This window comes from Pseudomonas glycinae, from assembly GCF_001594225.2.
Classification (GTDB): Bacteria; Pseudomonadota; Gammaproteobacteria; order Pseudomonadales; family Pseudomonadaceae; genus Aquipseudomonas; species Aquipseudomonas glycinae.
The window spans coordinates 580,354-605,691 of the sequence record NZ_CP014205.2 but is presented as its reverse complement, the minus strand read 5'-3'; the positions used below and the strand labels follow the sequence as shown (position 1 = coordinate 605,691).

General features: G+C 59.4%; 16 protein-coding genes. 8 read left to right on the top strand and 8 right to left on the bottom strand.

Annotation, left to right across the window (positions count from 1 at the left end; genetic code table 11):
• Positions 1-118 precede the first annotated feature (118 nt).
• From mifR to AWU82_RS02730, 5 genes are all read right to left on the bottom strand, one after another.
• Positions 119-1,447: a two-component system response regulator MifR gene (gene mifR, locus AWU82_RS02750; RefSeq protein WP_064383788.1), complete on the bottom strand. Its 1,329-nt coding sequence runs from the start codon at positions 1,445-1,447 to the stop codon at positions 119-121.
• Positions 1,447-3,207, bottom strand: coding sequence for a two-component system sensor histidine kinase MifS (gene mifS / locus AWU82_RS02745; RefSeq protein ID WP_064383787.1), 1,761 nt, complete (start codon positions 3,205-3,207; stop codon positions 1,447-1,449). Before mifS ends, mifR begins: the two co-directional genes overlap by 1 nt.
• Positions 3,208-3,390: 183 nt before the next feature.
• Positions 3,391-6,168: an RHS repeat-associated core domain-containing protein gene (locus AWU82_RS02740; protein ID WP_084777066.1), complete on the bottom strand. Its 2,778-nt coding sequence runs from the start codon at positions 6,166-6,168 to the stop codon at positions 3,391-3,393.
• Complete coding sequence (locus AWU82_RS02735; RefSeq protein ID WP_064383786.1) at positions 6,165-10,613, bottom strand: SpvB/TcaC N-terminal domain-containing protein; 4,449 nt, start codon at positions 10,611-10,613, stop codon at positions 6,165-6,167. The genes AWU82_RS02740 and AWU82_RS02735 overlap by 4 nt, the downstream gene beginning before the upstream one ends.
• 154 nt (positions 10,614-10,767) lie before the next feature.
• Positions 10,768-12,291, bottom strand: coding sequence for a fumarate hydratase (locus AWU82_RS02730; RefSeq protein WP_007960181.1), 1,524 nt, complete (start codon positions 12,289-12,291; stop codon positions 10,768-10,770).
• 311 nt (positions 12,292-12,602) lie between these two features.
• Between AWU82_RS02730 and AWU82_RS02725 the strand changes: the two genes are divergently transcribed.
• From AWU82_RS02725 to AWU82_RS02715, 3 genes are read left to right on the top strand one after another with little or no spacing between them, the layout of a single operon-like run.
• Positions 12,603-13,709 (top strand): GGDEF domain-containing protein, encoded by a 1,107-nt coding sequence (locus AWU82_RS02725; protein WP_064383785.1) that lies wholly within the window; start codon positions 12,603-12,605, stop codon positions 13,707-13,709.
• Positions 13,702-14,637 (top strand): iron-sulfur-binding ferredoxin reductase, encoded by a 936-nt coding sequence (locus tag AWU82_RS02720; RefSeq protein ID WP_064383784.1) that lies wholly within the window; start codon positions 13,702-13,704, stop codon positions 14,635-14,637. The genes AWU82_RS02725 and AWU82_RS02720 overlap by 8 nt, the downstream gene beginning before the upstream one ends.
• A 29-nt stretch (positions 14,638-14,666) precedes the next feature.
• The gene (locus AWU82_RS02715; RefSeq protein ID WP_064383783.1) at positions 14,667-15,416 is read left to right on the top strand and encodes an enoyl-CoA hydratase-related protein; all 750 of its coding nucleotides are present in this window, start codon (positions 14,667-14,669) and stop codon (positions 15,414-15,416) included.
• A 123-nt stretch (positions 15,417-15,539) separates the two neighbouring features.
• Here the strand turns inward: AWU82_RS02715 and AWU82_RS02710 are convergent, their stop codons facing one another.
• Entirely contained in the window at positions 15,540-16,802 is a 1,263-nt protein-coding gene (locus AWU82_RS02710; RefSeq protein ID WP_064383782.1) for a delta-60 repeat-containing protein, read from the bottom strand.
• A 175-nt stretch (positions 16,803-16,977) separates the two neighbouring features.
• A complete protein-coding gene (gene pyk / locus AWU82_RS02705) occupies positions 16,978-18,429 on the bottom strand; it encodes a pyruvate kinase (RefSeq protein WP_007965891.1) in 1,452 nt (483 codons plus the stop codon).
• 235 nt (positions 18,430-18,664) lie between these two features.
• Here pyk and AWU82_RS02700 point away from each other — a divergent pair, with 235 nt between their 5' ends.
• The 3 genes from AWU82_RS02700 to AWU82_RS02690 all read left to right on the top strand — a co-directional run bounded on the left by AWU82_RS02700 (position 18,665) and on the right by AWU82_RS02690 (position 20,036).
• Positions 18,665-18,964 (top strand): hypothetical protein, encoded by a 300-nt coding sequence (locus AWU82_RS02700; RefSeq protein ID WP_139831599.1) that lies wholly within the window; start codon positions 18,665-18,667, stop codon positions 18,962-18,964.
• Between the two features lie 102 nt (positions 18,965-19,066).
• On the top strand, positions 19,067-19,453 hold the full coding sequence (locus AWU82_RS02695) for a tetratricopeptide repeat protein (RefSeq protein WP_007951249.1): 387 nt from the start codon (positions 19,067-19,069) through the stop codon (positions 19,451-19,453).
• 223 nt (positions 19,454-19,676) lie between these two features.
• Positions 19,677-20,036 carry a PilZ domain-containing protein gene (locus tag AWU82_RS02690; protein ID WP_064383781.1) on the top strand — a complete coding sequence of 120 codons (360 nt, stop codon included), beginning with the start codon at positions 19,677-19,679 and terminating at the stop codon, positions 20,034-20,036.
• 114 nt (positions 20,037-20,150) lie between these two features.
• Here AWU82_RS02690 and AWU82_RS02685 read toward each other — a convergent pair whose 3' ends face one another.
• Entirely contained in the window at positions 20,151-20,552 is a 402-nt protein-coding gene (locus AWU82_RS02685) for a DUF6124 family protein (RefSeq protein WP_064383780.1), read from the bottom strand.
• Positions 20,553-21,019: 467 nt separating this feature from the next.
• Here AWU82_RS02685 and AWU82_RS02680 point away from each other — a divergent pair, with 467 nt between their 5' ends.
• Together AWU82_RS02680 and AWU82_RS02675 are read left to right on the top strand one after the other, a co-directional pair.
• Positions 21,020-24,214: an Ig-like domain-containing protein gene (locus tag AWU82_RS02680; RefSeq protein WP_064383779.1), complete on the top strand. Its 3,195-nt coding sequence runs from the start codon at positions 21,020-21,022 to the stop codon at positions 24,212-24,214.
• Between the two features lie 167 nt (positions 24,215-24,381).
• On the top strand, positions 24,382-25,305 hold the full coding sequence (locus tag AWU82_RS02675; protein ID WP_064383778.1) for a hypothetical protein: 924 nt from the start codon (positions 24,382-24,384) through the stop codon (positions 25,303-25,305).
• Positions 25,306-25,338 lie beyond the last annotated feature (33 nt).

Genomic DNA, 25,338 nt, shown 5'->3' with positions numbered 1-25,338 from the left:
ATCGTTCCCACGCTCTGCGTGGGAATGCAGCCGGGGACGCTCTGCGTCCCAAAGCGGACGCAGAGCGTCCATTTAGGCATTCCCACGCGGAGCGTGGGAACGATCAATCATCAAACGATCAGTCGGGTACGAACATCTCTCGGGTCAAACCATGCCGCTGCATCTTTTCATTAAACGTGCGACGCGGCAGTTGCAGCTCCTCAAGCACCGCTTTCACATCGCCCTTGTGCCGGGTCAAAGCAGCCCGCAAACACTGCGCCTCAAACGCCTCTTGCTGCGCCGCCAGCGACTGCCCCGGATCGATACCCTGCACCGGTTCATCCAGCCCCAGCACCTGCCGCTCGGCCACGTTCGCCAACTCGCGCACATTGCCCGGCCAGTCGTGACTGAGCAGGTGGCTCAACTGCGCGCCACTGAGCGGTGGAAAGGTCCGGCCCAAACGCTGGGCGGCGCTCTGGGCGAAGGATTCGAACAACAGCGGAATGTCTTCGCGACGATCACGCAGCGGTGGCAATCGCAGCTCTGCGACGTTCAGGCGATACGCCAGGTCTTCGCGAAAACGCCCGGCCCGCGCTTCATCCAGCAAGTCGGGTTTGGTCGCCGCGACAATCCGCAAGTCCACGCGAATGCTCTGGTTCGACCCCAGCCGCTCCAGCTTCTGCTCCTGTAACACCCGTAGCAGTTTCACCTGCTGGGCCAGCGGCATGCTTTCGATTTCATCGAGAAACAGCGTGCCGCCATCGGCGTATTCCAGCTTGCCGATGCGCTTGCCCGAGGCGCCGGTGAACGCGCCGCTTTCATGCCCGAACAACTCGGCTTCGAACAACTGCTCGGGGATCGCCGCGCAGTTCAGCGCCACGAACGGCTTGTCGGCGCGCGGGCCGAAGTCGTGCAGGCAGCGGGCGACCAGCTCCTTGCCGCTGCCGGTTTCGCCACGGATCAGCACGTTGACCGGCAGCGTCGCCAGGTCAAGCACCTGCCGGCGCAAGGTCTGCAAGCCACGGGACACACCGAGCAACGTCGCATCGAGTCTGGCGCGGTTGTCGGCCTGCTCGTGCAGGGCACGGTTTTCCAGCACCAGCCGACGCTTGTCCAGCGCCCGGCGCAGGCTGCCGAGCAGAGTCTCGGGGCTGAACGGTTTTTCCAGAAAATCGTAGGCACCGTCGCGCATCGCTTCGACCGCCATCGGTACGTCACCGTGGCCGGTCAGCAGAATCACCGGCAGGTCGGCATCCCGGCGCTGCACTTCGGCCAGCAGCTCAAGACCGCTGAGCCCCGGCATGCGCACATCGCTGAGAATCACCCCGGCAAAGTGTTTCGGCAGCACCGCCAGGCATTCCTCGGCGCGGCTGAATAGCTGCACCTCGAACCCGGACAGGCTCAGCCATTGTTCGACGGCATTGCGAATACTGCTTTCGTCATCGACCACCATCACCGAGTTGAGCATCAGATGTGCGCCTCCAGATCGATCGGCAAGGTCAGGCTGAACACCGCGCCATTGTCACCATTTTCGACGCACAGGCGCCCGCCGGATTCATGGACGATGGCGAAGGATACCGCCAGTCCCAGGCCCAGTCCGTCACCCACCGGTTTGGTGGTGAAGAACGGATCGAACACCTGACCCAGATGTTCTTCGGCGATGCCGCCGCCGTTGTCGATGACGCTCAGGCGCCACAGTTGCTCGTCGGCTTCCAGGCGGATTTCCAGACGCTTGCAGGGCTTGCCCTGCATGGCATCGAGGGCGTTGCGCAGCAGATTGATCAACACCTGCTCCAGGCGGATCGCATCGCCGCGCACCCACGCCGGGCGGGTCAGGTGCAGCACCAGACTGACCTGTTCATCGCGCAGGCGCGCATCGAGCAATTGCAGGGCCTGATCGACCACCGTCGCCAGATCCAGCCGTTCGCGCAGGCCGCTGGGGCTCTTGCGGGCAAAGGTTTTCAGGTGGCCGGTGAGGGCGGCCATGCGCGTGAGCATGTCATCCACCGGTTTGAGTGCCTTGCAGGCGTCATCGACCCGGCCATGATCGAGCAGCAGACGCAGGGTCGCCAGTTGCATGCGCTGGGCGGTCAACGGCTGATTGATTTCGTGGGCCAGCGCGGCGGACATCTGCCCCAGTGCCGCCAGTTTTGCCGACTGCACCAGACCGTCCTGCGCCGTGCGCAAATCCCGGGTGCGTTCCTCGACCAGTTGCTCAAGCTCTTCGCGGCTGCGCTGGCGCATCTTCGCCAGACGCCAGCGCTGGTTGAGGAACAGCAACAGGAACACCAGCGCCAGCCACACTCCGGCGGCGGCGAGCCCGGCATTACGCTGGTCTTCAAAGGACAATTGCGGGCGGCGCAGCAGATGCAAGGTCCAGCCTTCGGCGGTCAGCGGCAGCGATTCCCACAGGTAATCCGCCGTGCCTTGCGGGCCTTCGACGCGGCGCAGATCACTGTTGTCATCGAAGCTGCGCAGCGCCAGATGCGTCAGCGGCACCAGCGACTGTTTGTCGTATTGGCGGGTGGCCTTGATCTCGCGGTAATCGGCCGGGCTCAGCGGGTGCAGCAGGCGATAGCGCCAGCCGGGCTGGTTGGCGATGAAGATGATCCCGCGCGCATCGCTGACCAGCAGGGTGTCGCTGCCCTGGCTCCATTCGCGTTCGAGTTCGGGGAATTCGAGCTTGACCACCATCGCCCCGAGGAACTCGCCATTGTCGCCGAGCACCGCGCTGGACAGGAAGTAACCGGGAATGCCGCTGGTCACGCCGACCGCGTAAAAGCGTCCGGTGCCCTGGGTGCGGGTCTGACTGAAATAGGGGCGAAAGCCGTAGTTGTGACCGACGTAACTGCTGGGCAGACGCCAGTTGCTGGCCGCCACCGCAAGGCCGGTGCGGTCGAGCAGTTCAAGGGTCGAGGATTGGGCGGCGCCGTTGATTTTTTCCAGCTTCAGATTGAGCGCCGTTTGCTGTTCGGCGCTCACGGGACCGGCGAGCGCCGCACGCAGTTGAGGGTCCAGCGCCAGCACGGCGGGCAGGGCGCGATAGCGGTCGATCAGGGTGTGCAGCGAGTTGGCGTACAGCGCCAACTGTTGATTGGCCCGCGCGGCGTCTTCTTCCAGCGCCTGGCGCTCGGCGTGGCGGATCGCAAGCGTCGCGGCGAGGGCGGCGCCAGCGAGGATCAGCAGGGTGTACAACGACAGACGCAGGGTACGGGAAGTCGGCAGCATGCTGGGTCAAACGGATGGCAGGTCGGGCGGGCACGATAGCACGCCATCGTGCGGCTACAGTGCTATGGCTGCATAAAAGCCGATTGGTCACACGACCGCTTTTGAGTCTGGCATCCAGGGCGCGACGAGTCCTTGTACGGAATCATCGGCGACGGTTTGGCAGGCCTCAACTGACATCAGCGGTCAGGGACCATGTGTGCCGTTGGATTTGGTCCACCAGTTGTAAAGCCTGGAGTGTTTTTCCGGGGTATGACGTAGTTGCTGCTGTAAAAACTGGTTATCGGTGGACCGCGACTCCCTGTAAGCGGCAACAGAAGCTTTCGCTCGACCGATGTTGGCTAGCGCCTCGTGGGTTTGCTGCTGCAGGTCTGAGCGGCTGATCGGAGCAATTCCGTCTGGGTCCAGAACATCGATGCCTAATGCATCGAACGCTCCTTCTGCAGCGGCGGAATAACTTTCGACGGCCACTTGCCAGTCAGAGAGCATTGTCTCGATCTTTATAATCTTCACCGGGTCGAGCCCGTTTTTTATGTCTTCGGCTTCGATTGCTCGAGCAATAATGGCGATAGCGGCGGGGATAATCGATAGCCACGACGCCATCATTCGGTTCATGAGAAATTCAGGCATCTGACGGACCAGATCATCCGAGGCCTCTCGCCACGTTCTGTTTTGCCTCACGGGATCCGTGATCCCTAATCCTTTATTGATTTCACTGACTGACATTTTCGACGTTTGCGGGATCAGCGGGCCGAGCATGATCCCGGTTCTGGAGGCGACTTCGTTTGTGAACGGGTCAATCATCGCACCGACGATGTCACCGCCGATGTTTCCACCAATCAGCCCGCCAGTTGTCAGGTAGGGGATAAAGGACTGGGGGCTTGGAAGCACCAACTCAACAAGCCCTGCGCCGAAAACGCCTGCTTCGTAGCCAGCAACACCTTTGCCCACCTCGACTGCGAAGTTCGCCGCCAAATTTCTTTTGATGTTTTTCTTATGAAAGATGTTGTGAAGCTGCTGGAGCAAATGTTCGGAGTGTCCGAAGACGACGGAAATGAAGTCCGAATAATGTCTGATAGTGCTTTCCGTTTTGTATGCTCCGACAGAGTCGACGTAACGCAGCGGGTTGTTGCCGACAAACGCATACCGGTTCGGCCCGTCCGCATCTCCGGCCGGGTCGGCATTGATCCAGCGACTCAACCAAGGGACGTAATACCGGGCGCCATAGTAATAAAGCCCGGTGCGATCCATTTCCTTGCCCGAATAGCGGATGAACTTGTAGTCCGCTTCGATCTGCGAACGCGCGGCCATCCAGGCGGTGCCGCCAAAGGCAAAATAGCCCTCGGCACTGATCAATAGCGCCCTTGCATCGAGTGTTTTTGTGATTGAGCCCAGGTGGTCACTCAGCGAGTACTGCAATTGATCAGCGTCGATGCCTGACGGTTTGCCGGCCACCCAGTGCAGGCAGGACACTTCGCCGACGCCGATTGCGACGGTGATCCGATGCAGTTCTTCGCCCGAGCTTTTGCTGCGGATTTCCAGGGACCCCGCGTAATGCACTTCATCGACATGGCTGACTTTGCGGGTGTGGGTTTCGTGACGTTTGTAGACCCGTGTGCCCCGGCTGTATTGGTACAACTCCTGATCCGGTGGCCCGCCGACATGTTCGACGAGCGTCAGCGATTGCAGTTGGTTGCGGCTGTTCCAGTGCAGCGGCTGGCCAGCCTGCAGGTGCCTGAGATTGCCGGTCGGGTCGAACCGGGCGCCGAAGTCAGGCACCGGATCCCCCTGTTTCCAGCGCACCCCGCGATTGCTGGCAGTGTCGATGAACACCTCGCGGGTGTAGGTGTTGCCGTCGCGTACGTGGGTCAGTTTTTTCAGGTTGTTGCCGTCGTCGTATTCGAAAGATTCGACATAGTTGCGTCGGTCATCGGGATCGGTGGGTTGCGGCCGACCGGAGTTATCCGCGGGCGGGGCGTCGCTGTAACCGGTAGCGCGGGTCAGGCGGTACACCGAGTCATAGCCAAATGTGCGTTCACCGTCGACCCGCTGGTTGCGGAAAAACGTCGGTGTGTAGGTGTGGTCAACAATGCGCGTAACGTTACCTTCCAAATCGTATTCATACCGGTTATCCAGAATCGCCGGCTCTGAAGCCTTTTGCGCGTACTGTCGCAGCAGGCGTCCGTCGGTGTCCCGGTAGCACCAGCGGTTGGTCACATCGTTGCCGAGCCGTTGTTCGGTGATCTGGCCGGCGGCGTTGTAATCCGCACCTTTCAAAACCGGCTGGAAGGCTTGTCCGTTGAGTTGCAGTTGTACCTGGACGAGTTGCCCGGCGATGTCGTAGGTCGACTGTTGCAGGTGCCCGCCGGCGTCAGTGGTTTGCAACACTGCGCCGACAGCGCTGTAGACCCGACGGCTGGTGCAGGTTTTGCCGTCCTTGAAGGTGCGGGTTTCTTCCAGCGTCTGTCCGTGCATGCCGAAGCTGTCGAGGGCAAGCGTGCCTGATGGATCGCTCAGCGCCGTCATCTGTCCGCGCAGATTGTGCGTCGGGTCGGCCGAAGCGTCGAGGTAGCGGAAGGTTTCGAAGTTCGCTGCACCGTTTTCCGTGACGGCCCGCAGACGCAGTTGCGGGTCGTAGGTCATTTCCCGGTGATTGCGGTTAGCATCCCAATTCTGAAGAACCTCGCCACCGACACCCAGCAGCACCGTGTTTTCGCCACCGTCAACGTTGATCGTCCTGATCGCCCCGCCGTCCAGCCTGTGCACCGTTGTGGTATTGGGCGTGGGCAGACGCGGATCGCGCAGCGCGACCAGTCGGCCGGCAACGTCATATTGCTGTCGGGTAATGAGCGCCTGCACATCCTCCCCTGCCACCCTGCGCAGGTAGTCGACCTGTCTGATGGCGTTGCCACGCGGATCCGTGACAACGGCTGTCGGCGTGCGCCAATGCAGGCTGGTGTTCATGCCTTGACCTTTTTCGCCGGCCTGGCGGGTTGTTTCGCAGATGAGGGCGCAGGTGTGTTGTCGGTGTCATTGAAGTCATAGCGGAGCGTGAACCACGCATGCAGGATGTCGAACGCCAGGTGGCCCAGCGCATTGATCGTCTGTATCGGCCGCCCCAAGGCGTCGTAGAACATCCGGTCGTGATAGCCGTGCTCGCGCATTGCGCTGTCGTTGATACAGCGGTGGGTATTGAGGAAGTAGGCGCGGTACACCCGGATGGTTTCGCCCTTGTGGTTGTATTCCACACGCCCGCTGACTCGCCAGCGCGGATCTGCCGGTGCCGTGCGCAACTGGCCACGGTCCAGCGCAAGGTTCTGTCGGGGGGTGGCCATAAAGGCTTCACCCTGCGGGACGAGCTGTTTGCTTTGCAGTGCGCGGCCGAAGCCGTCGAAGTAGCGGATCGTCATTTGAATCTGTTGCAGCGGGTCGGTGGGGTAGCGGTCGGCAACCAGGTTGAGGCTGTGTACCGGCTGCTTGAGGGTGGTTCGGATGAACTTGAGCAGGGCCTGTTCGCTGGTGCTGCGTTTTTTCAGCTGGTTCAGCCAGCGCAGGGCCGAGGCGCGGATGTGGCCGTCGGGCAGAATCAGCCCCTTGGCGATCCATTCCTTTCTTTTGATGGGCAGCGTTTTGAGCGGGAGTACCGGCATCCAGCTTTGCAGGTCGGTGCGCACCACGCTGGCAGCGGATGCCAGGGCGGTTTTCGGATTGGCGAGGGCGTATTCGACACTCAGGTCAGGCTGTGGCGGGTAAGCGGACAGGGGAGCGAAACCGGCCTGAGCGCCGTTTTCGGTGCCATAAGAACTGAGGGCGGTGGGTTTCCTGTCTGCGTCGTACAGCACTTCCTGAATGTTCTCGTTGGCATCCTTGACACTGCACGGCAGAAGGGTGTGCCAGTCGTATGTCATGGTTGTGACGCAGCCGTCCGGCAGGGTGAGGGTCTCGGTCACCAGATGGTTCGGGTCCCAGGCGATGTGCGTCACGCCATGGCTGGCGGTCTGCTGCACATCGGTGACGTGGAAAAATTGGCTGGCATCGGCGTAGGTGTAAAAACCGCTCAGGGCTGACCACAGGTTTTCCAGTTTGTCCTCTTCCGAATCTTCGGGGAGAAACAGATTCATCGGCTCATAGCCGATCTTGATCAGCTCGTCCCGAATGACAATCGGGACGTCGTCGTAGGCAGCCAGTGCAGTCTTGTCGAACACGGCCTGTTTCGTCGGGCCTGCCAACGGTGGGTAAAGCATTTTGCCGGCGGCCTCCAGATAGGTCTGCTGCGAAAGCGAGGTCAGTTCGCGCGCGGCTTTCCATGCGGCGCTGTCTTTATGCCGATCGAAATTTTCGAAACTGATGTCCGCTGCGCGCAAACCGTCCGGCAGAGAGCCTTTGGGCAGCCTCATCGCATTACCGCGCTGGCGGCAGGGCAAACCGAGCAGCCAGTGACTGTCACTGGTCAAGTGAATGAATTCGGCGAGAGCTTCCGCCAGATAAAAGCATTGCTGTTGCTCATCGTGGCTGTCCAGCCAGGCGCGTCGTTGATCTTCCCGATCGAAGGGCGGTTCGTCATTCTCGGTGCGGCGACGAGCACAAGCGACGGTAAAACCTTGTGTCAGATGACCGTATTCGTCCCACGCCAGATTGACCCTATGTTCAACGCGTGGATCGTCCATGAAGCGTTCGTATTGATGGCTGCGGTTTTCCAGTTCCAGTACCAGCAGACTGGAGGGATTTTGGTTCACCTCTCGCACCAGATAGCGCGTTTCGCTCAGAGAGAACAGGCGCGCGGGGGGGCGGTCGTCTGCCTGGCAGACTTCGGTGCGAAGCAGGTGACCGGCAAGGGCGTAGGCGGTTTCGCGATCATCCTCGGCTTTGTGCCGCTTGCGAATGCGCTCTTTACGGCGTTTGGCATCGAACGCTGAAAAGACCGTGGGGCCCAGCGATGTGATTTCAGGGTCGAGTTCGCAGATACCTTTCAAAACGGGGTCAGTGCATTGACCGGTATAAAACCAGTGCGTCACCTTCATCGGCGCCGTATGGCCGTCTTCGGCTTTTCCCGGTTCCAGTTCACTGTCGATCTGACAGACCCGGCCGAAGCCACGGAACTCGCGATCTTTCCCGTCGTAGTAGCCGTCCAGATAGTCGAATGACTGCTTCAGGCAGTTGCCGGTGATTTCATCGAGTTGTTCCAGCCAGTGGAGCACCATCTGAGGAAACGGCAACCGGCTGACCGGATGCCTGCGAGCCATCAGTTCCCGGCGTTTTTCGTCCAGCCAGAATTGTGCACTGCTGCGATGTTGCAGCGTGGCGCTGTAGCCCATGTTGTTGTTGCAGCCGGTGAGCAGGTAGGGCCGTTTACTGACGAAGTGATACACCCAGTGCTGCGGTTTCATGTGGGGTTTGGTCAGCAGCAGGCTGGCGCAGCCAATGCCTTGCAGATCGGCGAAGGTCACCTGGCAGAGGTTGTCGTAGCGAATGCCGGCAGGCCACGTGACACGCACGGGTGTCGGGGCCAGGCCGTTGCCACCCTGGTTGAACCAGATCTCGAAGTAATCCGAAGACAGGTAAATGAAGGCCGGGGCGCCGGAGCCGTCGAGATCGGCGATGCGTACCCGGTCGGCATCGAATTTGCCATAGTCGAACAGCAAGTCGCTCAATTTGAAACCCTCTCCAAACCGGCCATGACCCAGGCTGATCCAGCAACGGATTTCATCATGGCGGATCCGGCACAGCTCCATGCCGCTGGCGCCCATGCCACTGAATGACACCAGTTCGCTGCGGGCATTGCCGAACAGCGGCAATCTGTCCGGGGTATGGGGCACATCCTGGCCGGGAGCAAATCCTTTTTCCCGCAGGTTGGCATACACCCGCACGCTTTTCGGGCCGATCAACGCCATGGAGTCCAGGCCATCGCCGCGCAGATCGCCCAGTTGTACCAGTTGATGGAAAAACTCCACGGGAAACTGATCGAACGATTTGAAAGGCGACCAGGTGCCATCCGGCTTGAGCGTGTAATACCCGCTGCCACCGGGCTGCGCGACGACCCAGTCCAGACAGCCGTCACCGGTGAGGTCGGTAAGAATCTGCACCACCGGTTTGCTGCTGTCGGCGTTCGGAATCAGCGGCAGCAGGGTCCAGGGGCCGTAGACGATTTCGTCTGTGCCGGGCGTGCCGCGCAACGGTTCGCGGAAATACCAGGCCCCGTCGCGCTGGCAGAGAAAACCGGGCAGGGCTTCACCGTAAAGATCGACACAATGGTAGGGCTGGCCGTCGTTGAGACCGGGCATGTGATCAAGTTGCAGAAAGGGTTTGGGGGTGGTGTCGAGTATCAGCGCCTCATAAAAATATTCGAGGGGCGGCATGTGTTTGACGTGACCTGTAGCGTCGTAACTCATGTAGTGCGCTGCTTTCAGATGATTGTATCGATGCGATGTGGATTCGTGCTCCAGCAACAGGCGATTGACCAGCACCGGAGCGGGGCCGATGGCATTGAACAGCAGGAACTGTCGGCACAGGCGCCGAGTGCCGACTTCAAAGCCATGGCGATGCATACGAAACGGATCGGAACGCACCGTCCAGGCATCTTCATTGGCGGGGTACGGTGGAACATCGTCATGCCCGGAGACGCGTTCGCCGTAGTCAATGATCATTCGGAACAGCCAGTCGAGTAATTCGGGTTGAGGGTGATCAAGACAGTACAGATCGGCACTGGCGGTCTTGTTGCAGTAGCAGACCTGGCGCAGGTAGCGTTGAGCACTGTAGTCAAAACGGGCGTCAGTGGTTTTGTCGTCGGTCTTGTACTGGTAAAAGATGTTTTCGCCCACGGGGTTCCTGACTTCCGTCAGCAACCACACAGCGATATGCGCCGGGGCTGCCGGGTCATGGATGCAGGAATCCAGGGTGTTGCCAAAGCAATATCGAGTGCCATCGGCTCCAGAGACCATCCAGAACGGATGACCGCCATCGGTGGGAGTCCAGAGTTCGTAGCGGGTGAATGTCGTTTCCAGACGTGGAATGTAGAGCACCACTGAATAGGTTCTGGCGCTCCTGCCTTTACCGCGCGTACGCTTTTTTGCCTTGATCCTGCCGCGCGTTGTCCGTTCGGGCCGCAGGTCGGTTCCGTCAGCCTGCATGACATCGTCGGCTGCATATTTCGGCACGCCCTTGCTGGTCTTGCGCGAAATGGAAGCCACCGACAGATCCCAGCCAAGTCCGCATTTGCCGTTGCCCGCATTGCCGTCATAAAACAGCTGCAACTCAGGATTGAGCGTACGGGCGTTCAGGATCGGCAGTGGCAAGGTGTAAGACCGCTGCCCGGTCGCACCGATCTCTCCCCAACTGCGCCCGTTCGTAGCAATGGACGCTGTCTTGGCAATAGAGGGAGGAGTGACGAGCGCATCTGCATCAAGGGCCATGGCAACGCAACCTGTGAACGCCGAGATTCCACGCTAACAGAGGGCGTCGGGGGTCGGCACCTGTCAGATCTGACAGGTGCCGACTGACGGCAGGCGAAAAAAAAACCGGGCGGTCATCGCTGACCCCCCGGTTTTTTTCAAACAGCAGAAGCGCTTACTGCACTTCCACCGCCAGGCTTTCGCTGATCTTCTGCTGCCAGATCGCAGGACCGGTGATGTGTACCGATTCACCTTTGCTGTCCACCGCTACGGTGACCGGCATGTCCTTGACCTCGAACTCGTAGATCGCTTCCATGCCCAGCTCTGCAAACGCCAGAACCTTGGACTTCTTGATCGCTTGCGCCACCAGGTAAGCGGCGCCGCCAACAGCCATCAGGTACACGGCTTTGTTGTCCTTGATCGCGTCGATGGCGGTCGGGCCGCGCTCGGACTTGCCGATCATGCCCAACAGGCCGGTCTGCTCGAGGATCTGACGGGTGAACTTGTCCATCCGCGTGGCGGTGGTGGGGCCCGCCGGGCCAACCACTTCATCACCGACCGGATCAACCGGGCCGACGTAGTAGATGAAGCGGCCTTTCAGATCAACCGGCAGGGTTTCGCCCTTGTTCAGCATCTCGACCATGCGTTTGTGCGCCGCGTCGCGACCGGTGAGCATCTTGCCATTGAGCAGGACGGTTTCGCCCGGCTTCCAGCTCTGCACGTCTTCCGGGGTCAGGGTGTCAAGGTTGACGCGACGGGCCGACGGGCCGGCTTCCCAGACGATTTCCGGGTAGGCGTCCAGCGGTGGCGCTTCCAGCGAGGCCGGGCCGGAACCGTCGAGCACGAAGTGCGCGTGGCGGGTGGCGGCGCAGTTCGGGATCATGCACACCGGCAAGGAAGCGGCGTGGGTCGGGTAATCCATGATCTTCACGTCGAGCACGGTGGTCAGGCCACCGAGGCCCTGGGCGCCGATGCCCAGCTGGTTGACCTTCTCGAACAGCTCCAGACGCATTTCTTCGATGCGGTTCTGCGGGCCACGGGCTTTGAGCTCGTGAATGTCGATGGATTCCATCAACACTTCTTTCGCCATCACAGCGGCTTTCTCGGCGGTGCCGCCGATGCCGATGCCCAGCATGCCCGGCGGGCACCAGCCGGCGCCCATGGTCGGAACGGTCTTGAGTACCCAGTCGACGATCGAGTCGGACGGGTTGAGCATGGCCATTTTCGACTTGTTCTCGGAACCGCCGCCCTTGGCCGCCACGTCCACTTCCACGGTGTTACCCGGAACGATGGAGTAGTGGATGACCGCCGGAGTGTTGTCCTTGGTGTTCTTGCGCGCACCGGCCGGGTCGGCCAGGATCGAAGCACGCAGGACGTTTTCCGGCAGGTTGTAGGCGCGACGCACGCCTTCGTTGATCATGTCGTCCAGGCTCATGGTCGCGCCATCCCAACGCACGTCCATGCCCACACGCACGAACACGGTCACGATGCCGGTGTCCTGGCAGATCGGCCGATGGCCGGTGGCGCACATGCGCGAGTTGATCAGGATCTGCGCCATCGAGTCACGGGCCGCTGGCGATTCTTCGCGCAGGTAGGCTTCGTGCATCGCCTGGATGAAGTCCACGGGGTGGTAGTAGGAAATGAACTGCAGGGCGTCGGCAACGCTCTGAATCAGGTCGTCTTGCTTGATCACGGTCATGAGTCGCGCTCCTCTAAAAGACGGGAACATTCAATAAGGTGCCTGCGGCTTGGGTGCATCGGTCGGTCGCAGACACCTTTCAAGGCACGCCGGGGCTGCTGGCGCGACGCTAAAAAGGCGCGGCAGTATACCGCGCCTCGGTGGCGGGCACATCTGCCGGGAGTCATTCGTTGGTCGCATGGCTGCAGGTTTTTGACGCCAAATACCCGGCCCGAAAATCAATGGTCATTTATCGCCTGCGCCACTAAAGTGGCAGCCGGTCTGTAGAGTAGGACACTCGGTCAGCCTCTTATCGCACGGTGAGTCAACGATTGACCCATAACGCCATTCAACGTCTTTTGCTCAAACGCTTCGCCCTCGCTGCAGCCACCTATGGATTGGCTTTGCTGCTGCTGTGGCTGGCGTATTTCACCGGACATTACGAAGATTCGCTGGCTGGCGTCGCCGTCGGCAGCGCCCTGGTGGTCATCAGCCAGGCAATCCTGTTCGCGGTGTTTTTCTCCGGCTGCAATCTGCGCTTTTCCGACCCGAGCCTGACCGAAGCACAAGTGCTGCTTGGCCTCGGCTGGCAGACGTGGCTGATCGCGCATCTGGAAGAAGCCCGGGGCGAGTTCCTGGTCTTCTATGTGCTGATCCTGCTGTTCGGCCTGTTCCATCTGTCACAGCGGGCGTTCGTACGCTGCGCGATGCTGGTGTTCTTCAGCTTTTGCGCCATCACGCTGTGGGACGGTTACCACTTGCATCTGCACGATCCGGCGCTTTCCGCGTTGCAGGCTTGCATCCTGTTGATCGTGCTGGCGTGGCTGGTGATTTATGCGCGCTTCGTCCAGACCTCGCGCCAACGCATGCGTCAGCGCCGGTTCGCCTTGCAGGCGCATCAGGACACCCTGCGCGGGATGATGCGCCAGCTCGAAGACCTGGTGGCCACCGACGAACTGACCGGGCTGTTCAACCGTCGGCACTTCCTGCGCCTTGCCACCCGCGAGCTGAATGCGATGGAGGCCGACGTGGTGCATGGTCTGGCGCTGATCGACCTCGACCACTTCAAACGCATCAACGACATTCACGGCCACGCCGCTGGCGATCAGGTGTTGCAGGCTTTCGCCGGGGTGGCCGGGGCCTGTCTGCGCGACGGCGATGTCCTGGCGCGATATGGTGGTGAGGAATTCGTGGTGCTGCTGCCCGATTGCAACGCCGAGCGCCTGACCGCCTGTTGCGAACGCCTGCGCATCGCCTTCACCGACGTTGAACTGGTAGGCCTGAATGTGAAAAACCTCAGCCTGTCCGCCGGCATGACCCTGCTGGAACTGGGCGATGATCTGGACGACGCCTTGCAGCGTGCCGATCAGGCGCTGTACCGGGCCAAGCGCGACGGCCGCAATCGTTGCGCAGCGGCATGGGAGAACGTCGATGCCTGAACTGCGGGTCGGTGAACGACAGTGGTTGGTGGCGGCGGGCAGCAACCTGCTCGATGCCCTCAATCAGAACGGTGTGGCAGTGCCTTACAGCTGTCGCGCCGGCAGTTGCCACGCGTGTCTGGTGCAATGCGTGCAGGGCTTGCCTGCCGACAGTCGCCCGGATGCCTTGAGCGCCGAGCAACGTGATCAGGGCTGGCGGCTGGCCTGTCAGTGCCAGGTGATTGAGGATTTGCAGGTGCACACCTTCGATCCCGTCACCGATGGTCGCCCGGCCACGGTCGAAGCGCTGGACTGGCTCGGCGACAGCGTGTTGCGCCTGCGCCTGATACCCCAGCGGCCGCTGCGCTACAGTGCCGGCCAGCATCTGGTGCTGTGGGCCGGCCACGTTGCGCGGCCGTATTCGCTGGCCAGCCTGCCGGAAGAAGACCGCTTTCTTGAATTTCACCTCGATTGCCGCCAGCCCGGCGAATTCAGCGATGCCGCGCGCCGCTTGCAGATCGGTGATCCGATCCGTCTCGGTGAACTGCGCGGCGGCGCGCTGCATTACGACCCGGACTGGCACGACCGGCCGTTGTGGCTGCTGGCCGCCGGTACCGGACTCGGCCCGTTGTTCGGCGTGTTGCGCGAGGCCTTGCGTCATGATCATCGGGGCGCCATTCGCGTCATTCACCTGGCTCATGACGCCGACGGGCATTACCTGGCCAAACCCCTTGAAGCGCTGGCCGCGCAGCGGCAAAACCTCAGCGTCGAACGGTGGACCGCGGCCGAGTTGCCGGGCGCTTTGGCGCAACTGCGCCTTGTCTCCCGACAAACCCTGGCCTTAGTCTGCGGATCGACGGCCAGCGTCGACGCGTTTGCCAAGCGTCTGTTCCTGGCCGGACTGCCGCGCAATCAACTGCTGGCCGATGTCTTCCTGAGCCGTGGTTGAGCGCTGAATTCTCAGACGCGAGACACGCCATGCCCGACGCCATCCTGCTGCACCGCGAACGCGGTTTGCTGACCCTGCGCCTCAACCGCCCGGACAAGAAAAACGCCCTGACCCGCGCCATGTACAGCCAATTGGCCGACGCGCTGAAACAGGCCGACCGCGACCCCGAAATCAACGCGGTACTGATCACCGGCAGCGCCGAGTGCTTCACCGCCGGCAACGACATCGCCGACTTCATCCAGCAACCGCCGAGCGACCTCGACAGCCCGGTGTTTCACTTCATGCTCAATTTGCTGGAGTGCCGCAAACCGGTGATCGCCGCGGTGGCCGGGGCGGCGGTGGGGATCGGCACGACGCTGTTGCTGCATTGCGATCTGGTGTACGTGGCGCGGGATGCGCGGCTGCGCATGCCGTTCGTCAATCTCGGTTTGTGCCCGGAGTTCGGTTCCAGCCTGATCCTGCCGCGCTTGCTCGGGCAGGCCAAGGCATCGGAGCTGTTGTTGCTGGGTGAAGGCTTCACCGGTGAGCAGGCGGCGCAATGGAGCATCGCAACCGAGGCGCTGGGCAGTGGCGAAGCCGCGTTGGCCAAGGCGCGGGAGATGGCGTTGCGGTTTGACGAGCTGCCGGCCGAGGCGGTGCGGATCAGCAAGCAGTTGATGCGCGCACCGGATCGCGAGTTGATTCGCAAGGTGATCAAGGAGGAGGGCGCGCTGTTCACCCAGCGGTTGCGCTCGCCGGAGGCGTTGGCGGCGTTGACGGGGTTCATCAAACGGCATTGAAACGCTTACCCTCATCGGAACGCCGCCCGCCCAACTCTCCCGAAACGTCGGATGCCCGGAGGGAAAGGGGCGGGGCTTCTATGCATTCTTCAACCCCGGAAATTTGACTTGTAAGGTCGACGCTTAACCAACCATTAACCGTGAAATAAATGCTCCCCATCCTTCTTCGCCGGCAACCAGCAATTTACCGTCCGCTTGTGGGATAAGGGCATTGGGCATATTGAAATCACTTCCGATTGGCAATAGCGCCCAGCCCTTATTGTCCAGCGTTTTATCCAGTGTGCCATCTGGATTGAACCGCGCTAAAACTGTGTCTGGCTGTTCATTCGAATCGAGCACGACACCGGCAATCATCAACTTTTCATCATCATCAATAAAACCGTCAGTAAACAGCGTCATCTGATCGTTCAGAGAAGTGAGCAAGGGTTTGCCGCCATTGAACTCGGGATCATGAGAACCGTCGGAACGCCAAGCTTCCAGATATCCAGTAAATGGCGCCTGTAAGGTGGTTCCGATAGCTACAACTCCGTCATCCGAGCGTTGAAGTCGCCGATAGAAGAGGTAATTCGGCGCAGGAACCAGTTTGTAACCATCGTTACCAAACGAGATATCACGGGAGCCATCGCTGAGATAACGGACGAACACGGTGCAACGAGGATTCGGGCCGCCGGTGACAATGCCCGCGGCAAGCAGCTTGCCATCCTTCTGGGGCACCACGAGACCAATGTTCGTTGTTTGCTGCTCATAGTCGGGATGCTGTACGGCGACATGGCCTGTGCCAGCGAATGTTGGATCCGGGCTGCCATTAGGATTGAGGCGGTAGATCATGCTGGCTGAATGTGAAGGGAAACTGAAAATGTAAAGGCTTGTTATGACAATCTTTCCATCCGCCATCTCCACGCAATGAGGAGCGTTGCGATCCGCCCTTGACTGCACTGTGGCAAAACGGCGCGGGGTGTCAGGCTGGTCGGGCCTGGTGTCAAGGATGACCTTGCCGTTGTTACCGAAAGACAGGTTGGGACTACCGGATTCCAGGTACCGTGCCAAAGCGGTGTGCTTTAAGCCGGTGGTGCCAATGAGCACTATATCGCCATTGCTCAAGATGCTAAGGCTGTTGGGATATGACACCTCATTCGGGCCGAAAATATCAATAACGAAGCCATTTTTGCCAAAACGTTGGTCGATAGTACCCTCAGCGTTGAGACGTGTGATCCAGAATTTATCGAAGTCTTGATCGTAGACACCCCCTGCCACATAGATGGCACCACTCGGTGCGATGGCCACCGCAGTAGCAGTTGCATGAGTAGCGTTGGGAATGTTGAAGCGTAGAACGCCTTTATTGGCAAAAGTCGGATCGAAAGATACGGTACTGGCGATTGCGTTCATGGCGCTTCTCCTGTTTGATCAGTTCGACGTTTGTACGTGGGCTTTCCGAGACCCATTGGATGTCACTTGATGGGGAGCGCCTACTGTCAGAAATGACAGGTATAAAGAAGTTTTTGGAATAAAAAAGCCCTGCCGTTATAAGCGGCAGGGCTTTTCGTTTTCAGCAACCGGTCACTCAGACCTGCGGGTCGCCCACGTGCAGGATTTTCATGCCGTTGGTGCCGCCGGTGGTGTGGTAGCTGTCGCCCTTGGTCAGGATGACCCAGTCGCCTTTCTCAACCACGCCGCGCTTGACCAGCTCGTCGATGGCTTTCTGGCTGACTTCGTTCGGGGCCAGCGAAGCCGGGTCGAACGGCACGGTGTACACGCCACGGAACATCGCTGCGCGGGCCTGGGCTTCGCGGTGCGGGGTAAAGCAGTAGATCGGCACCGACGAACGGATACGCGACATGATCAGTGGGGTGTAGCCGCTTTCGGTCAGCGCGATGATCGCTTTCACGCCCGGGAAGTGGTTGGCGGTGTACATGGTCGCCAGTGCGATGCTTTCGTCGCAGCGCTCGAATTCCTTGCCGATGCGGTGGCTGGAGGTCTTGCTGGTCGGGTGCTTTTCAGCGCCGACGCAGATGCGCGCCATCGCCTGCACGGCTTCCAGCGGATAAGCGCCGGCAGCGGACTCGGCCGACAGCATCACGGCGTCGGTGTAGTCGAGCACGGCGTTGGCCACGTCGGACACTTCGGCGCGGGTCGGCATCGGGTTCTGGATCATCGACTCCATCATCTGGGTCGCCACGATCACCGCCTTGTTGTGGCGGCGTGCGTGCAGAATGATTTTCTTCTGGATACCCACCAGTTCGGCATCGCCGATTTCCACACCCAGGTCACCACGGGCAACCATCACCGCGTCGGAAGCCTTGATCAGACCGTCGAGGGTTTCGTCGTCGGCCACGGCCTCGGCGCGTTCGATCTTCGCCACCAGCCAGGCGGTGCCGCCGGCTTCGTCGCGCAGTTGACGGGCGTAGTTCATGTCGGCAGCGTCTCGCGGGAAGGACACGGCGAGATAGTCGACTTCCATTTCGGCGGCGAGCTTGATGTCGGCCTTGTCTTTTTCAGTCAGGGCCGGCGCGGTCAGGCCGCCACCGCGACGGTTGATGCCTTTATGGTCGGACAGCGGGCCGCCGATGGTCACGACACAGTGCAGTTCGGTGGCGGTGGCGGTTTCAACGCGCATCACCACACGGCCGTCGTCGAGCAGCAGCTCGTCGCCCACGCCGCAGTCCTTGACCAGGTCCGGGTAGTCGATGCCGACCACCTGCTGGTTGCCTTCGGTCAGCGGATGGCTGGTGGAGAAGGTGAACTTGTCACCGATCTTCAGCTCGATGCGCTTGTTGGCGAATTTGGCGATTCGGATTTTCGGGCCTTGCAGGTCACCCAGCAGGGCGACGAAGCGGCCGTGCTTGGCAGCGAGGTCACGCACCAGCTTCGCGCGAGCCTTGTGCTCGTCGGGGGTGCCGTGGGAGAAGTTCAGACGGGCGACGTCCAGGCCAGCCAGAATCAGCTGTTCGAGAACTTCCGGCGAGTTACTGGCCGGGCCAAGGGTAGCGACGATTTTGGTACGACGGACGGACATGCAAAGACTCCTCAGGTTCAAGCGCCAGCGAAGGCTACTATGCTCGAAGGGTGTAGTCATTGTTCGTTTGCACTACTTATTGGTTTCTTTATTGAAACGAACATTTTTGAACATTCGGCCGGCGTAGGCCTACCGCTCGTCGAGACTGTTATTTCTATCAGGTGGCGTGGTTTTTACGGCGCGATATAAAAAGCTGAACCTCGCCAATGGTTGGCGAGCCTCCGAGGCAAATGATATGACCAGTGAAAACGATACTCAGATTCAAAATGAGCCTCCCCGTGTTCTGGAGCCATTGGACGGGTCTGCTCCCGGAGTGTTTTTTATCGTGCGAGGAACTGGTACACCAGGGAATACGGCGGTTTGCTACAGCACGAAAGACCCAATGAATCCGATTTTTGGGCAGTCAATTAGCGACACTGGCCAGTGGCAAAACCACATTGACCTTCATAAATTTGGTTTCTATATGGTCGAAAAGACCAAGGATGGCACTGTTGTTTCCCCACGCTCGGAGGTTGTGAACATCAATTTGGAATGAGACGGCCGCTCGATTGGGATGAAAAGGGGCCTCGACACAACAGCGTGCATTGAAGATTTTCGGCGTTAGGTCGATACAATGCACAAGACAGGAGAACCCCCCATGCGATTCGTGCCCATTGCCGCCCTTGCCCTCAGCGTCCTCGCCGTCACGGGCTGCACCCGTTGGTCGATGAACCATCATTTGAACAACGCCTACAGCGCCTACGACCGGGGCAATTGCGAGCAGGTGATGCTCGAACTGTCCAAGGTCGAACGCGCCAGTCGTGCCCGCCCGTATGTGTGGCCGGAAGTGTCGATGATGCGCGGTCAGTGCCTGGAGCGGCAGAAGATGTTCGTCGATGCGGCGCAGACCTATCAGTTCATCATCGCCTCGTACCCCAACAGCGAATACGCCTACCGCGCCCGCGCGCGTCTGGAAACCCTGCAGAGCCTGGGCCATTACCCGACCCGCAGCGCGGCGGCAGTGGTGCGTCCGACCCGCTTCTGATGGCGGTTGTCATACAAAATCTGGCTGGCTGTACAAGCTGAGCTATAGTCCAGAGACACCGGTTTGAAGCCTGCTTTCTGAACCGGCGCAACACCTGCGACTGGCTTGAGATTGACGTGGCGAGCGCCGCCACACCGGAAGCGGGGAGAGCGGACCTGTCGGGCAGGTTCGTTCCGAATCACAGTGCGGCCCCAGGCACCGGGCCCTGCATGGCGATACGCTCATGTTTACCGACCGTCGAATCGAACGGCACCAGCTGCCGTATTTTCTGCGAGTGTTCAACCGCGTCACCGACAAACCCATCGGCTTTCTGGGCAATGTGTCCGAAGACGGTTTGATGCTCATCAGCCAGTTGCCGATGATGCTCGGTGCCGAATTCAACCTGCGCCTTAAAATCCCCATGGGCGATGGCTGTCAGCAGGTCATCGACCTGACGGCGTGCTGCCTGTGGTGCCACGAAGACGCGACCCCCCATCATTACGACGCCGGCTTCAGCCTGTACCGCACGCCGCCCGAATACGGGCAACTGGTCGAGGCGCTGAAGCAGTACTTCAGTTTTCAGCCGTTGCCGGCCTCGGCCTGACTCAAAACCTTCAAAAGCATCACGGGCAAGCCCGCTCCCGCAAGGACAGCGCTGATCCCTGTGGGAGCGGGCTTGCCCGCGATGGCGTCATTTCAGACAACCCATAACCAAAGGTTAGGCAACAGCAATCGCCCGCTCGTTATCCAGCGTCCTCTCTGCCAGCAGCAACCCCATCTCGCTCAATTGATAGATCGCCATCGCCAGATGCCGCGGCTTGTCGTCCAGGCTATCGGCCAGGTCGAGCAGCAGGATGCTGACCGAGGAAAAGGTCTCGTAGGTCTGGATGGCGATCGCCTCGGGGTTGATGTCCGGGTCGACCTTGAACATCTGCATGCCGCGATCCACCGAGTTGCGCGGTTTTTCGGCCTTGGGATTGAGGTAGAAATCGAGGGCCCGGTGGGCCGCGTCGTGGAGTTTTTTTGAATCGACGGAGGCGTAGGGAGAGACCGGATCGGGTTGGTCGGTCGGGTCCGTTGGATCGATGTCCGCAGGGGGATTTGGAACTGGTTTTTTCATGTATTAGCACTCTTCTCGTTGGGGCCACCACCTGGCTCGCGACTAAACGAGAAGGGTGGCGGCTGTAAGCAGGTTAGTCGACCGGGAGTGCATAAACCGGCGCGCCCTGGGGCGCCCTGCGAACAGCCACCATCGAGTGCGGGGATAGGGAATACCCGACTGGATGACGCTTATACGCAATGCACTTTGCTCCCGGGCGACTAAACCCGGCCGCTGATTGGCAGCGACGGGAATCAAGTTACGGGGCAACGCCAAAGCGCACAAGCCGGCGGATTCTGAGGGATTTGTAGGCAATGGCACAAGGCGTCGTAGCCCGCTGTTACGACTTGCAGGACGCTGCCGGACCGGGTTGTGGGAAGAGTTACCGTTTGTCGGGACTGTCAGAACTGTCAGGTGTTGGATTGCATTTTGAATGGCTCAATTTTCCATACCCGCCGGTGAATGCCCTGGCGTGCTCGGAGAACGTTATGGCAATCGATGATAAGGGCATCAGCAATTCCGTTGAGGATGCACCCAATACTGAAAGGCCTTCGACGGCTCTGAATACCACGGCAGATGCTGACGTGCTTGTCATTCAGGAGCAGGGCCAAACTAATTTGACTGAAACGATGACAATCAGGGCAGAACATTCAGATAAGTTGCGTTGGGCCGAAATCAAGGTGCGTACAGAATGGAGCGAGGACGGCTCTACGTTCACTTGGACGGCCGAGGAATGCAGGGCCTCCGCTGACAGTAATTGGAGCGGTCGCGCCAATCTTTCTTGTACTTCGAAGAACTATTCCGACTACGAGTTTGTGGCAGCAATTCCCCAGGATCGTGAGTGGCGGTCGGTAAATCGCAGCCGTTCAGTACCAGGCAACGCTGACTTTGCGATAGTCGGATTCAAGTTTGACTGCCGCGTGGCAATCGATGGCTGGGTATATATCAAGTCCGAGGCTCAGGTGAAATATAAGCCTGTTCCGCTCGTTATCACTTCAAAAAATGAGACATATGAGAGCGAGTTTGATATTCACGGAACGAGGGCGGCACGTGGGGCTTTGCTGTTCATTTACAAAGGCCCCAATGATGTCATCTCTAATGGAACGAACAACGGTGATGGTACCTGGAGGGCACGGGTTCAAATACCGCGCGGGTCGGATCGCATAACGCTGACCGCAAAGCAGAGCGTAAATGGCAAAATTTCCGATATTTCAAATTCAGTCACTGTGGTACTGAAGGTAAACCCCGTTGTCATCGACATTCCTCAACCCAATGACATCATCACCACACCCACACCGACAGTATCCGGAAAAGGCCATGACGGGGCGGAAATCAAAATCTATGAGTCCGGTAACAGTGCCCTTGTCTATGGTTCGGGAGTTGTTCGAAACGGTACTTGGGCCATACCACTGGTCAAGTCACTACCGATTGGCGGTTTTATATTTCATGCCAGTCAGACTTATCACGAACTGGTGAAGTGGTCCAACACGGTGCTCGTTACTGTGATACCTGCCACTCCCATCATTCTCCGTCCTGATCCGAATTCGACACAGCCGGAATCTTTTGTGCTGTCAGGCTCTGAGGGTGTTCTGGGTTCAACCATGCAAGTGTTCATTGACCAAACTCAGGACAAGGTCGGTGAATCGACGGTTACGGGAAGCCTCTGGGAGGTAAGGGTCACAGTGCCAGCCGGTCGCCGCTCGCTGGTGGCTCAACAGACAATCAACGGCCATTCCTCGGGACGCAGCATTGCGCGTGTTTTCAACATCAGCCCTGCCGCCGTCTCCGACCTGACGGTAAGTGTCGAGAGGGCTACCGTCACAATTTCCGGAAAGGGGACCATCGCCGCCCAACTCGATTGCCACATGAGTGGCGAGCCTGAGCCGTTTGCGTCTTTTCCGTTGACGGCTGTGCAGTGGTCGAAAGATTTCGGCAACTGGTTGCCCGGCAGTGACATCACCATCTCTGTACGACAGAGTATCAGCGACAATTTCGGAGGCAGGATCTATTCGGCCTGGACGAGCAAAACGTTCGACGTGCCGGTTCCGCCGCCTACGTTGGAGGCTGAAGTCGGTCCGAACGACATTCCGCGGTTTTTTGGAACCGGCGAATATTGGTCTGGACAGCCTGCTTCGCAGGTCGAGGTATGGCTGAGTGGGGGTACTGAGCCGATAGTGCCGCCTGCTGCGGTGAACTCGAGTGGGGACTGGTCGATCACTGCGCTACAACCCTGGCTGCCGGGCATTTATCAGGTGTGTGCCCGGCTGGGGTTTAGCGGTGGGTTCTCGGCATGGACAGCGCAGAAACAGGTGATAGTCCGGCTCCCGGCACCTACCATTGATCCAATCGACGAACGCAGCCTTTCTCCGCGCTTTACCGGTACTTGCGTGAGCGGTGCCCCCGTCACCCTTACCTTCAGCGGTGATCCGACACCGTACGCCGCTACGGTCAGCGGATTGACCTGGCACTTTCAACGGCCGCAGCCGTTCGTGGAAGGCGTGTCTTACACCCTTGAAGCTGTCCAGACGGTTGGCGGGCAACCCTCCGCACCTGCGATCAAACCGTTTACGGTGTATCAGGAACGGCTGAAACCCACGATCAACCAACCTGTACATCGTGAAGAAGTCGACAGTGCCCTGACAGTGGTCGGCGGCAACGGTATGGCGGGTGCTTCGATGCAACTCTGGGATGCCCGGGACAAAAAGCCATTGGGTGATCCCGTCGAGCTGGAGGCAGACGGAAATTGGGCGATCAAGCTCGAAGAGTTGGCGATTGATCAATGGTTCATCACCGCCCAGCAGACGCTCAGAGGTCGGCCGTCGGAGCACAGTGATATTCGCGAATTCGCAGTCGTCGTGTTGCCACCGACGTTCCTGGTTCCGCAGCCGAATGACAATTTGCCGCGTACTTCAACTCTTTCTGGCAAGGGCCGGCCGGGTGGGCGGGTCACTGTCTGGTGCAAGAGTGTCGAGGAACCTGTATTGCGCAATGTCCTGATCAGTCCGAATGGCGATTGGGAAGGCGAAGTGACGCTGGATGTGGGGAATCGGGCCTTTTGGGCTACCCAGACTTTCCAGGAACAAACCTCAAAACCAAGCCCTGAGGTTCTCTGCAGTTTCGTGCCCCAAGCGGTATTTCCGGAGTCCCCCACTGCTGAAGAACACCTTGGTGCAAAGGTAACCGTGGCCGGGTTCGCTGTTCCTGGCGATCTGATTACGGTGAGCCGGGGGGATACCGTATTGGGGCAAGCCCCGGTACTTCCCGACCGGACGTGGTCAATCAGCGCAACACTGGGTCCACCCGAAGGACCCGTCACGCTCAGTCTTGTGGCCTCGAAAGGTGATTTTCATTCAGCACCGAGCGAGTGGGTCGGTCAACTGGGCCTTTATCTGCCGACAATCCTCAAACCATCAGCGGGCGAGTGGGTCACTGCGATCCCGACATTTGCAGGGGAGGGCAGACCGGGCTTGGGGACGCTGGTGAGTTGGTTCGATCCGAATGCTGTAGTGGCTGGCAACATCCCGGTTTCAGCAGAGGGGTGGACGGCCATCTCGAAGGTGCCGCTCGCGCCAGGGGCACAGTGGTGCCGGTTCCAGCAAGTGCTTGAAGCAGGTACGCCAATATCCGATTGGTCCGAAAGCCAACGTTTCGATGTGCGGGGCGAGCAGCCAGGTAGTAACTGATCGAGCATTTGCTGTGTGAGCGCTTGCAGTCAGAGCGCAGCATGGTCATTGACGGGCAAATAACAGTTGCCGTTTGTCGAAACTGTCAGATTTTACAGGTAGGCGCACTTTGTTCATTGAGCGTAAAACACATCACAAAGAGGTCGCTTGTAAAGAGAGGAGCCGCTATGACAAATGATGAACAGCTTCAATCGGTGCTTGATGCAGAATTGTCTTTTCGGATTACTAAACCTAAGTCTGGTGAAGTAAGCGACTCTGACTTGAACAATGTCGGAGGGGTTATCAGTGCCCTCCTGTCTTTGGCGATCGTGTTTGTTTTCAGGCGTGAGGACAATGGTGAGAACACATTATTGGGGACGGCAACGACCACACTGATCCCATTTCCTGACCCCTTGGATCCCGAGGGGGGGAAGATTGTGGCCTGGACCACTCCAAATCTTTTCTGGCGTGAGGGATCACACCAAATATTTGCGCAATATGTGGTGGGTGGTATTGGCTACAACACGTCTCTTCAGACGTTTACAGTCAGTCAGCCGCTTGGCCTTCCTGTTATTGCGAATCCAGGACCGAAGCAAATTGTTCATAACCGCTCCGTGCTTGTATCGGGCCGATTACCTGAGAATTCAACATTCATCGGGGTAACGGTGAAAGTGTTTCTGGATCAGGGGCAGCAACCGATCGGCGAAGACACACCCTCCACCCGATCCTGGAAAACGTCCGTCGATCTGGCTCCGGGTGCTCATAGCATTGTGGCGCAATCATTCAAGGGAGGGGCATCCACAGGGCGAACGGCGCCGGTTTTGTTTTATGTCGCGCCATCTGCGCTGACAAAGGTAGCCGTTGATTTGGCTGACGATAAATCGGTGCGTTTCTCTGGGGATGGAGACGATGGGTCTACCGTCCGGTTGAGTATCGTCAGCGGTCCCGGCGGAGTGGCTCCGCCTGATGTGCAAGTAAACAATGGCAGGTGGGAGACGACGGCGAAGAACTGGCCGCTTGGTTCATACCGGATGAAAGCTGTTCAAATGATCTCCAATAGCGCTGGCGGCTGGATCGATTCAATGCCGCACAACTTTGAGGTCGACCTCTGACTGACCTGCCGATCTCGACGTTGGCAGGGGAAG